The 12,787-nt window shown below is 37.8% G+C and carries 8 protein-coding genes; 2 read left to right on the forward strand and 6 right to left on the reverse strand.

Annotated features, from left to right (window positions below; translation table 11 throughout):
* Positions 1–791 precede the first annotated feature (791 nt).
* Positions 792–1,910, reverse strand: a complete 1,119-nt coding sequence (tgt, locus tag ACFINZ_RS07365) for a tRNA guanosine(34) transglycosylase Tgt (protein ID WP_375634460.1) — start codon at positions 1,908–1,910, stop codon at positions 792–794.
* Between the two features lie 1,007 nt (positions 1,911–2,917).
* Between tgt and ACFINZ_RS07370 the strand changes: the two genes are divergently transcribed.
* On the forward strand, positions 2,918–3,040 hold the full coding sequence (locus ACFINZ_RS07370) for a hypothetical protein (RefSeq protein WP_375633837.1): 123 nt from the start codon (positions 2,918–2,920) through the stop codon (positions 3,038–3,040).
* Between the two features lie 305 nt (positions 3,041–3,345).
* Here ACFINZ_RS07370 and ACFINZ_RS07375 read toward each other — a convergent pair whose 3' ends face one another.
* From ACFINZ_RS07375 to ssb, 5 genes are all read right to left on the reverse strand, one after another.
* Positions 3,346–3,858, reverse strand: a complete 513-nt coding sequence (locus ACFINZ_RS07375; protein WP_375654999.1) for a peptidylprolyl isomerase — start codon at positions 3,856–3,858, stop codon at positions 3,346–3,348.
* Positions 3,859–3,876: 18 nt separating this feature from the next.
* On the reverse strand, positions 3,877–4,470 hold the full coding sequence (locus ACFINZ_RS07380) for a peptidylprolyl isomerase (RefSeq protein ID WP_375701284.1): 594 nt from the start codon (positions 4,468–4,470) through the stop codon (positions 3,877–3,879).
* Between the two features lie 2 nt (positions 4,471–4,472).
* Entirely contained in the window at positions 4,473–4,979 is a 507-nt protein-coding gene (gene coaD / locus ACFINZ_RS07385) for a pantetheine-phosphate adenylyltransferase (RefSeq protein WP_375701285.1), read from the reverse strand.
* Between the two features lie 24 nt (positions 4,980–5,003).
* The gene (gyrA, locus tag ACFINZ_RS07390; RefSeq protein WP_375701286.1) at positions 5,004–7,787 is read right to left on the reverse strand and encodes a DNA gyrase subunit A; all 2,784 of its coding nucleotides are present in this window, start codon (positions 7,785–7,787) and stop codon (positions 5,004–5,006) included.
* 227 nt (positions 7,788–8,014) lie between these two features.
* Positions 8,015–8,521, reverse strand: coding sequence for a single-stranded DNA-binding protein (ssb, locus tag ACFINZ_RS07395; protein WP_375633841.1), 507 nt, complete (start codon positions 8,519–8,521; stop codon positions 8,015–8,017).
* Between the two features lie 333 nt (positions 8,522–8,854).
* Here ssb and uvrA point away from each other — a divergent pair, with 333 nt between their 5' ends.
* Positions 8,855–11,770, forward strand: coding sequence for an excinuclease ABC subunit UvrA (gene uvrA / locus ACFINZ_RS07400; RefSeq protein WP_375636822.1), 2,916 nt, complete (start codon positions 8,855–8,857; stop codon positions 11,768–11,770).
* The last annotated feature ends 1,017 nt before the right edge of the window (positions 11,771–12,787 follow it).

Genomic DNA, 12,787 nt, shown 5'->3' on the forward strand with positions numbered 1-12,787 from the left:
TGAATGCAGATCCTCCAAATCGATAAGCTATAATTTCAACTTTACGCCATTCTTATAAATTATTATAGATTCTTTTAAAAATTCTCATGATAATAGTACTTGGTTTCTAGATTTATTAAATATCCTCTTTTAGGCATCTTTACCCCTCCCTCCTCTAACAGAGGAATCGCATCAGATATCTAACTCATTATCTTTAAATTAAAATATTCACGTAAATATATTGTACTTATTTTCAGATAAATTCTATAAACAGAGCATAAAACAAATATAATAATTTTTATCTCAATATATTCATCGATATTTTATAAATGTGCTAATTATCGTGATTAATATTTAATTTTTTATGACATAAAATATATAATTATAATATTTAAAATGTTGTAATCTTATTTTAGTTTTCTTTTAATTTTCTAAAAATTTATCTATTCGATTGTATATAACCTATTCTTTACCTTTAGTAATAAAAAACACAAATTATCTCATAAAAATAAAATTTTCATACTTCTTTAAGAGTTCGCTAACGCCTCATTAACATTGTTGCTTTAAACAGTCATCAGAAACAGAAATAAACTGTTTTTCTCCGGATCAGGTAGCGCGTACCGGAGTAACAGTTTCTGTTTTATATAGTAATTAGAAAAAGAATATATGCCCTATAAAACCGCACTTCTATATCTTAGGATAGTGGAATTTATAATTTTGGAAGGTGTTTCTAATTTCATATTTTTAGCTAAATTTGTAAATGCAAGAATAAATTCAATAAAAAAATGAAACGCTATATTACGATTAATATTTTAGCGTCCTTGTGCCCATAGAGCGCGCGTTTCAGCGCAAAAATCAGCATAACAGCCTTCTTCAATGGCATCACGAATTCCCTGCATCAGTTGTTGATAATAAAAAAGATTATTCCAAGTCAACAACATCCCCCCAAGAGATTCACCAGATTTAATCAAATGATGCAAATAAGCACAACTATAATCATGTGCTGCTGGACAAAGTGACTGCGGATCAAGAGGATGTGGATCTTCTGCATAACGCGCATTACGCAAATTAATTCTACCAAAGCGGGTAAAAGCTAAACCATGACGTCCTGCACGCGTCGGCATAACACAATCAAACATATCAACACCACGAGCAACACTTTGTAAAATATCATCAGGTGTCCCTACCCCCATAAGATAGCGTGGTTTATCCTCTGGTAAAATCGGACAAGTAGTATCCAATACTGCTGTCATAACACTCTGCGGCTCACCAACAGCAAGCCCTCCAATAGCGTAACCTTTTAAATCCATTTCTTTTAATGCTTGAGCAGAACGTTCACGTAGTTTCATATTATCACCACCTTGAACAATACCAAACAATGCTTTATTGGGCTGATCTCCAAAAGCTGTTTTACAACGCTGCGCCCACCGCAATGAAAGTTCCATAGCTTTTTCCATTTCTTTTTCAGTTGCAGGTAACGCAATACATTGATCCAACTGCATCTGGATATCTGCACCAAGAAGTTCTTGAATTTCGATAGAACGCTCTGGACTCATTTCATAGTAAGCTCCATTAATGTAAGAGCGAAAAATCACACCTTGTTCAGTAATTTTACGGATTCCCGCCAATGACATAACCTGAAAGCCACCAGAATCGGTTAAAATAGGTCCGCTCCAGCGTGAAAATTCATGTAATCCTCCCAAACGCGCAACACGTTCAGCTCCTGGACGTAACATTAAATGATAAGTATTCCCTAAAATGATATCTGCACCAAGATCACGTATCTGATCCATATACATAGCCTTAACGGTTCCTGCCGTTCCAACAGGCATAAATGCAGGTGTACGAACACATCCTCGCCCCGTTATAATTTCGCCTCGACGTGCATACCCATCTTGAGCAATTTTTCTATAATGAAATGTCTTTATCATAACTCTCGTCTTTTTGATTCCATCACTGCATATCTCTATAGAAAGAAAAAAGATATCCCCTTACGAGCATTGTCATAAGCTTTATGAATTAATTTTTGATTCGCTCAATATTGTAACCAGCATAAAAAATTAAACGAGATAAAAGAACATTTCTTGTTAAGAAATCACCATAATAAAAGTAATAATCTAGCTCCAGAAAAATAGTAAAATCCTTATAATATCATACCTCAAAATACCTACGCTTAACGCACTAAAGCCTTAATAGAACTACAAAATTATTATCACAATAATCTCATCTTAACATACTTCCATAAGCAATAACTTTGTACGCATAGAAGAAAATTCTGAACGCATTGTACAGCCTACAATATTGTTTACTTTTACAGATAAAAATTTTTCATCTGCTGAGCACGGCGATCCCCACGCTTAATAAAAGCGCAAATGAGCATAATCATTTATCCCCTTACAATATTGAGATAGCTCTTGGCACTTGAGATAATTCACAAAAGGAATTAACGTGTAAAAACACTTAAAAAAACTAAAAATGCTTTTTGTAAAGATTCTCAAATATCAAAAGCTCTATCGTAACATTAGAGGCTGAAAAAGCGTATGATGTCCCCCTCTTGCTCCTTCACAAGCTTTAAAGATGGTGGTGCATAATAGATTTATAGCTTTAAAACTATACACGCCACGAACGTCATTATGGAAGTGAATGTTGATATGTACTGAGAAATGCTTCTTAAAAAACACGTAAATGTGCAACATTAAGTATATTCCATTTGGAGCGTTCCTCTATTAAAAAACGAGAAAAATAAAAGCGTAAGTCCATGCATAATCTTCATTATTTAAAAGATATTGCATTAGATACTTAAAAAAAGTAAAGTTGAATTAAAAAGGAGATGGCAAGACTAGCCATTTGTTTCACTTCTGCGCCTTTATTATATTCTTCTAAGATTAATTCTTATTTTAAAGATTACACCAATATACATAAACGCTGATTTTCCACCTTGCTAGGCAAAACTGGAGCAGCTAGTAAGGCTCTTATCCGTATTAATATGTGTGCGGCTGCATTAGGATTGGATGTTGATTTACAAGCAGCAACAAAAGCACACGCTCTCTCAGGAAAATAACATCATAAAACCATTAATAGACCAACAATAAATTGAAGAGAAATGCCGAATTTTTTATAAAACACTTTTCCAAACAAAAACCATAACATAACAGACTTTGCGTTTTCTTATTCTGACAGGTGTTTGTACAAATCCTTTACATTATACTCTTCAGGAAGATCCGATTGAAGTAAATATATGGACAATTCTTAGCTCGAAATTATAAAAGGTAAGCGTGATACTACAAAATAGTTTTGTGTGCCTTTATTGATCAGAAAAGAGTATTTTTTCTTAGAAACTTACAATTGAAGTCAGTATAATTTATACTATTTTGCATCCGCAGCAATAACGGCTTTGGTAATTGAATCTGGATCTGCAACAGGTTCACCACGTTTAATTTTGTCAACATTTTCCATACCTTCAACAACCTGTCCCCATATGGAATATTGACGATCAAGCCACGGAGCATCTGCAAAACAAATAAAAAACTGAGAATTAGCAGAATTTGGATTCTGACTACGTGCCATAGAAACTGTACCACGCTTATGAGAAAGATTTGAAAACTCTGCTGTTAAATTTATTTTTTCTGCCCCCCCCATACCAGCACGTGATAAATCGAATTTATCACTATCCTTCTTTCCAAATTGCACATCCCCTGTTTGCGCCATAAAACCATCAATAACGCGATGGAAAATAACATTATCATAAGCACCTTCACGTACCAGTTCTTTAATACGTGCAACATGACAAGGTGCTAAATCAGCAAAAAGCTCAATAACAACTCTGCCCTTTGTTGTTTCAAGAATTAAAGTATTCTCTAGATTTTTATTCTCAGCCATATGGAAAGCTCCCTTGATTCATTTCTCAACTTGTAAAGTAGCAGCATTAATAACATCAGGATTTTTTACAGATCCATTATTACTTGTCGTACCTTTTTTTATTTTATCAACAACATCCATCCCCTTTATAACCTCTCCAACAACCGTATACTGACCGTTTAAAAAAGCAGTATCATCAAAACAAATGAAGAATTGAGAATTCGCGGAATCCGGATCTTGTGATCGTGCCATCCCAACTGTACCACGCTTAAACGGCTGTTTTGAAAACTCTGCCGGTATATTAGGATAATTTGAGCCACCCATACCAACGCGTTTCAGATCAAAATCTCTACTGCCCTTTTTTCCAAATTCTACATCACCAGTTTGTACCATAAAGCCAGGAATTACACGATGAAAAACAACATTATTATAGGCCCCTTCCTCTGTTAATCTTTTGATTTGCGCAACATGTTTTGGCGCCAAATCAGGACGCAGACGAATAACAACATCACCATTGTTGAGAGATAAAACAAGAAGGCTTGCATCACTTGCTGGGCTAGGATTACCAGCGACAGGGGACAATGAAAAAAAACAAAATAAACATATCAAAACAGCAAAAATTCTACGAGACACACTTATTCTCCCTTAAAAGATTGGTATTTCAAGCTTAAAGCTTGTGCAACATTGGGCGGTACAAATGGTGTCACATCACCTCCCATAGAGGCAATTTGGCGTACCAATGTAGAAGTTATCGCACGCCCAGAAACACTTGCCGGCAAAAAAACAGTTTGCAATTCAGGAGCCAGAATGCCATTCATCCCTGCCATTTGCATTTCATAATCAAGATCAGTACCATCACGCAATCCACGAACGAGAAATGAAGCACCAACTTCACGCGCCTTCTCAATGAGAAGGTTACTAAATGAAAGAACCTGCAATCGATTAGAATCTGCACCAAACAAGTCTTTCCCTACCTGCATAATGAAATCAACACGCTCTTCAAAGCTAAAGAGTGTTTTTTTGTCAGCCTGTATACCTATAGCGACGACCACCTTATCAGTTAACACAAAACACCCTTTTAAAACATCAAGATGACCGTTTGTAAGAGGATCAAATGAACCTGCGTAAAGAGCAATTTTCATGATTTTACTCCTTCCTCTTCAAAATTATTTTTCTTCGCTCATATCAATCGTATCAGAATGCTTCACACTTTCATCATCTAATGAACTCGTATCATCTTCAGGTTCAGAAATACGTTCAACCGATACGACTCTTTCACCTTCAGCTGTATTAAAAATCGTAACGCCCTTAGTTGAGCGCCCAGCAGTACGAATTCCCTCAATAGGGACACGAATAAGCTGCCCCCCATCTGATACCAACATAATTTGATCTTGCGCCTTCACCGGAAAAGCCGCTACTAATTTACCAATTTCAGCTGTTTTAGATGGATCTGTTGCGCGAATCCCTTTTCCGCCACGTCCCGAAATCCGGAACTCATAGGAAGAAGAGCGTTTACCATAACCAAACTCACTCACCGTCAAAAGCATTTGTTCACGTGCATGAAGTTCTGCATAACGTTCATCTGTTAACTCTGTTTCAGCACCCCCATCTTCCTCATCAAGAGTTATAATATCTTCAATATCAGCATCTGCACCAGAAGCACGCCGTTCACTCATTACACGTTTAATATAAGCAGAACGCTCAATGGACGTCGCCTCGACATGCTCTAAAATTGTCATCGAAATGACTTTATCGCCTTTAGCTAAATTGATACCACGAACTCCCACAGAATTACGCCCAGCAAAGACCCGAACATCAACAACTGGAAAACGGATACATTGTCCATTGGCTGTTGTTAGAACAACATCATCATGTTCTGTACAGGTTTCAACAGAAAGAATTTCATCTTCTTCATCAAGTTTCATCGCAATTTTACCATTACGATTAACCTGAACGAAATCTGATAATTTATTACGACGCACAGTTCCACGTGTTGTCGCGAACATAATATCTAATGCACTCCAGCTCGCTTCATCTTCAGGCAAAGGCATAATCGTTGTAATACGCTCACCTTGTTGTAAGGGAAGCATATTGATCAAAGCCCGCCCACGCGATTGGGGTGTCCCCAGCGGCAGTCGCCAAACTTTTTCCTTATAAACAATCCCACGTGATGAAAAGAAAAGAACCGGAGTATGCGTATTGGCAACAAACAACCGCGTTACAAAATCCTCATCCTTCGTGGACATACCAGAACGCCCCTTACCACCACGTCGCTGTGCACGATAGGTATTAAGAGGCACACGCTTAATATAGCCACTATGGCTTACCGTTACCACCATATCCTCTGATGCGATCAGATCTTCACTCTCCATCTCAGCGCTACCAAAACCAAATACGGTACGTCGCGGCGTTGCAAATTCCTCACGAAGAGCACTCAACTCATCCTTAACAATACACATAATGCGTACACGTGATGCCAAGATCTCAAGATAGTCAGCAATATCCACACCAATTTTATTCAATTCATCAGCGATTTCATCACGCCCAAGGGCTGTCAATCGTTGCAAACGCAATTCTAAAATAGCACGCGCCTGTTCTTCAGAGAGATTATAAGTACCATCCTCATGAATAATATGACGAGGATCATCAATAAGTTTAATCAAAGGCGCGACATCCATCGCTGGCCAGCGTCGCTCCATTAACTGTGCACGTGCTGTCTGCGGATCAGGAGCTTTGCGAATAAGCGCTATAATTTCATCAATATTGGCAACAGCAAGGGCAAGGCCAACCAAAACATGTGCTCGCTCACGCGCTTTACGCAAAAGATATTTTGTTCGCCGACTGACAACTTCTTCCCGAAAAGAAACAAATGCACGAAGCATATCAAGCAACGTCATCTGTTCGGGTTTTCCCCCATTCAAAGCAACCATATTACAACCAAAGGAAGTTTGTAGCGACGTATACCGATATAATTGGTTTAAAACAACTTCCGCAACAACATCTTTCTTCAGCTCAATAACAACGCGATATCCATCACGATCAGATTCGTCACGCAAATCAGAGATTCCCTCAATGCGTTTATCGCGCACCAATTCAGCCATTTTCTCAATCATTGTTGCCTTATTAACTTGATAAGGGATCTCACTCACAATAATTGCTTGTCGACCACTGCGAATTTCTTCGATCTCAACTTTAGCACGCATAATGATTGAGCCACGCCCTGTTTCATAAGCTGCACGAACACCAGAGTGGCCAAGGATAATACCCCCTGTAGGAAAATCCGGACCAGGAATAATTTCAATTATTTTATCGAGTGTGATATCGGGATTATCAATCAAAGCGATACAACCATCAACGACTTCACCAAGATTATGGGGAGGAATATTGGTTGCCATTCCCACAGCAATCCCCCCTGACCCATTAACCAAAAGATTGGGAAAACGCGCTGGCAAGACAACCGGTTCACGCTCACGCCCATCGTAATTATCCTGAAAATCAACAGTATCTTTATCAATATCAGCTAAAAGTTCTTCTGAAACTTTTTCTAAACGACACTCAGTATAGCGCATAGCCGCGGGTGGATCACCATCAACGGAACCAAAATTTCCCTGACCATCAATCAATGGATTTCTTAAAGAAAAGTCCTGCGCCATACGTACTAAAGCATCATAAATTGAAGCATCACCATGGGGATGGAATTTCCCCATAACCTCACCAACAACACCAGCAGATTTACGATATGACTTATTAAAAGAAAGCCCCATCTCATTCATAGCATAAAGGATACGTCGATGAACAGGCTTAAGACCATCACGAACATCAGGGAGTGCACGTGAAACAATCACGCTCATCGCATAATCGAGATAGGAGCGTTGCATTTCATCAATAATACTGATTGGTTCAATACCTGTTAGCACATCACGTTCTGGGTGTGGAGTAAGATCGGTCACAATTTTAAAACTTTCAAAAAAGAATCATTTCACTTTATTTATATCGAAAAATACACCAAAATGCTAATTTCTCCCCCATGACAAAAAGTCATTTAACAATATTTTTCAATATGTTATTAATTTATGTTAAAATTACCAATAATAATCAACAATTTTCACTTCGCTAAACTTCAAAAATCTGAAACAAACAAATCATAAAGTAATCGTAATACGACAAATAAAGACTCTTAAAAAGGTACGTCATCATCTAATTTGTGTGAAAAATTTTCTCCCAATTGATTATTATTTTGACCAAACGTATTTCTCTGATTTGAGTTACTATCGGCAAAGCCACCACTATAACTCCCCCCTTGACTTGCTCCTTGCTCCCCGCCCGCGGCTCCCCGCCCATCAAGCATTTGTAATTCGCCACGGTACTTTTGCAAAACAACCTCTGTTGTATAACGGTCATTTCCATTTTGATCTTGCCATTTTCTTGTCTGTAACTGCCCCTCAATGTAAATTTTGCTGCCTTTTTTTAAATATTGCTCTGCAACTTTGACAAGGTTTTCATTAAAAATAACAATATTATGCCACTCAGTGCGTTCTTTTCGCTCATTTGTATTCCTATCACGCCAACTTTCTGAAGTAGCAATACGTAAATTTGCCACTTGGTCACCAGAATTCAAACGGCGGATTTCAGGATCCGCACCAAGATTACCAATCAGAATAACTTTATTAAGGCTACCAGCCATCGCATAAACTCCAAAATTTTAATTCGTAAAATACTCTGTTTTATAACAGTTATAACCATCTCGACCTTCAATTTACATGTCTGCAATTGACCTTCAATATGGATATTGCTATCCTTTCCCAATATTGTATCCGTGTAATTATAACAAAAGATGATAAAGACGCATAGTTTATTCCACCACAAGAGAATAAAAAGCTGCTCATTTGTATTTTTCTTTTCACAAAACTTATACCTTCCTTTAGCATTAAAGCAGTTAAACACATTGTAATTCTAAAAAAACAGTTTTATTCCATTTTAGGTGCTCAATTTTTGCCACATATGCCAAGGATAAAGTATGACTCATCAAAAATATATCTCCATTCGCGGTGCACGTGAGCATAACCTTAAAAATATTGATCTCGATCTTCCTCGTGATAAACTCATTGTTATAACAGGACTTTCTGGATCAGGGAAATCATCCTTAGCGTTTGATACAATTTACGCTGAAGGACAGCGTCGCTATGTCGAAAGCCTTTCAGCCTATGCACGCCAATTTTTGGAAGTCATGCAAAAACCTGATGTCGACCGTATAGACGGTCTCTCTCCAGCTATCTCCATTGAACAAAAAACAACCAGTCGCAATCCTCGTTCAACGGTAGGTACCGTTACTGAAATCCACGATTACATGCGTCTTCTCTTTGCACGTATTGGTATTCCTCATTCTCCTGTGACAGGACTTCCTATTGAAAGCCAGACAGTAAGCCAAATGGTGGATCAAATTATGTCCTTACCAGAAGGAACGCGAATTTTTATTATGGCCCCTTTGGTGCGAGGACGAAAGGGAGAATATAAAAAAGAGCTAACAGAACTTTTAAAAAGAGGATTTCAACGCGCTAAAGTTGATGGAAAATTCTATGAAATCGCTGATATTCCACCTCTTGATAAAAAATATAAACACGACATCGATGTCGTGGTAGACCGCATTGTTGTACAGAAGGATATCACCTCTCGCTTGGCTGATAGTATAGAAACCTGTTTACAACTAGCAAATGGGCTTGCCATTGCTGAAATGGCAGACCAACCCTTAGCACAAACAGAAACGACAAAGGAATCTGCTCATAAGTCGAAAAATAATACACACAAACGGCTCATTTTTTCAGAAAAGTTTTCCTGCCCTGTATCGGGTTTTTCTATTCCTGAAATTGAACCACGCCTTTTTTCGTTTAATAATCCTTTTGGCGCCTGTCCTCTCTGCGATGGACTGGGCATCAAAAAAGCAATGGATCCACTGAAAATTGTGCCCAATAAAAATCTTACCCTCAAAAATGGCGCCATTGCTCCTTGGGCTAAATCGGATTCACTTTATTATAGCCAAACCCTAGAAGCATTAGGAAAAGCTTACGGTTTCAAACTCACAGATCAATGGTGTGAACTCTCTAATGAAGCACAACAGGCTATTCTCTACGGTACAAAAAGAAATGAAATTTCTTTTATCTATAAAAATAATTCTGGTTCGCATAAAACGACCCAACCTTTTGAAGGAATCATCCCTTATATGGAGAGACGCTGGAAAGAAACCGATTCTGCTTGGTCTCGAGAAGAAATCGAACATTATATGTCTTCTTCGCCCTGCCCAGCTTGTCACGGTTATCGTTTAAAACCAGAGGCACTTGCTGTAAAAATCAACGGAATGCATATTGGGCAAATATCAGATCTTTCTATTCTAAAAGCAGATGATTGGTTTGCCAATGTTCATCAATATCTCACAGAAAAACAACGTAATATCGCCGTACGTATTTTAAAAGAAATTCGTGAACGTTTGGCTTTTTTAAATCATGTAGGATTGGAATATCTTACCTTGTCTCGAAATTCAGGAACGCTTTCAGGTGGAGAAAGCCAACGCATTCGGTTGGCATCCCAAATTGGTTCTGGTCTTACAGGCGTTCTTTATATTTTAGATGAACCATCTATCGGTTTACACCAACGCGATAACGAACGCCTGTTGGAAATGCTGCGCCATTTGCGCAATCTTGGCAATACAGTTATTGTTGTTGAACATGATGAAGATGCTATTCTCACAGCGGATCATGTTGTCGATATGGGGCCTGCCGCGGGCGTTCATGGTGGAGAAATCATAGCGCAAGGGACACCGCAGGAAATTATAGAAAATTCAGCCTCTCTCACAGGCCAATACCTTTCAGGAAAAATGGCTGTTAAAATGCCGACAGAGCGACGCAAAATATCAAAAACGAAAATACTTAAAATCATCGGCGCCAAAGGCAATAACCTCAAAAATATCAATGCGAATATTCCTCTTGGAACCTTCACATGCATAACTGGTGTTTCTGGAGGAGGAAAATCAACATTTCTTATTGAAACGCTTTTCAAAGCAGCATCACATCATATCATGGGCTCTCATCACAGCCCTGCCAGCTATGACAAAATTGAAGGATTAGAATTTCTTGATAAAGTCATCGATATCAACCAGTCCCCTATTGGACGCACCCCACGCTCTAATCCCGCAACCTATACAGGCGCTTTTACACCGATTCGTGAGTGGTTTGCCGATCTTCCAGAATCAAAAGCCCGCGGTTACAAAGCTGGGCGTTTTTCATTTAATGTTAAAGGAGGACGTTGCGAAGCGTGTCAAGGTGATGGAGTCATCAAAATTGAAATGCACTTTTTACCTGATGTCTATGTTACTTGCGATGTCTGTAAAGGAAAACGCTATAACCGAGAAACACTAGAAATAAAATTCAAAGGACAGTCTATAGCCGATATTTTGGATATGACAATTGAAAAGGCAGAGGAATTTTTCCAAGCTATTCCCGCTATTCATAATAAAATGGAAACTCTCATTAAAGTAGGATTGGGTTACATAAAAGTAGGACAGCAAGCAACCACACTTTCTGGTGGGGAAGCACAACGTGTAAAACTTGCGAAAGAACTTTCTCGTAAAACAACGGGACGTACACTCTATATTTTGGATGAACCGACAACAGGTTTACATTTTCATGATATTTCCAAACTTCTTGAAGTGCTTCACGAACTAGTCGAGCAAGGCAACACAGTTATAGTCATTGAACATAACCTTGATGTTATAAAGACAGCCGACTGGATTATTGATTTAGGGCCAGAAGGTGGAGATCGCGGTGGTGAAATTGTTGCAATTGGACGCCCTGAAGACATCATTAAGGTTCCCGCTTCCTATACGGGAAAATTTCTAAAAGATGTTTTACTGCGCCCATCTCTCTATAATTCCAATTCTTAGAAACGCTTTCCATTGTAAAATACAGCATACTAACAAAGCCTGTACTTTTATTATTACCTGTAAACCAACACCTAATTCCAGTGGTGCAACATGTTTGAAGCAAAGACTAAAAACAATTTAGCGCTTTATAAGCTGTTTCAGTTGTCGTATTATCAAATAAGAATGGGCGCATAATTGCGTATTTATTCTCTGTTTTGTTTATACCTGAAACGACCAGACAGCCTAAACTGGGAAGAATACGAAGTTTTAAGGGTATAAATAAGTTCCTATCTTTCCATTTCCTTTTAATTTATCTTTATGATTTTCAAAGACATCCACAGCAATATCTTATAATGAAGATTGCCATTGCTTCACGCTTTTATTTATCGCGTTCCTTAATGAAGATCACATTCCTCACGAAGGGACAAAACGCCCCAAACGGAATATATTTGCGTTGCCAATTCCCACATCTGTTTTAAAGAAACATTTCTCAATGCTCTCAAGCCCATTTCACGACGGCTCCTATGAATGATGCTATAATGATAAACTCATTATTGTACACCACCATCTTTACGTTTACGAAGAAGCATAATCGGCATCATCACACTTTTTTCCAATATTTGTCTTCCCTACTCCCTAATATTGTAAAGCCTTTAGTTATCGAAAGCTTTCATAAAAAGCATTTTATTTATTTTTTCAAATGTTGTTATCCACACACTCATAACTATTTATGATATATAAAAGTATCGTTTTGATTGATTGACGATAAAAAGATCTAAAATGAGAAAATCTTACGCTATTAGAATTTCTCATTTAATGTGGAGAGAGTCTAATTATCCTTATAAGTCAAGATATTATCTAACAAAAAAGAAACAAAACTCTTTTATTATATTATTTGAATTCTTGTATAAGAATTGTAAGTTTTTTTCCCAAAAAACAGTATTTGGCTGTATTCTACAAAAGAAACTCTCCTAAAAGAGCTTAGAGTATCATTATTTTCGACTTTTTGTGCACAAAGTATCTGTTGGACATCTTACA

This window comes from Bartonella sp. AA81SXKL (assembly GCF_042196945.1).
Lineage (GTDB): Bacteria > Pseudomonadota > Alphaproteobacteria > Rhizobiales > Rhizobiaceae > Bartonella.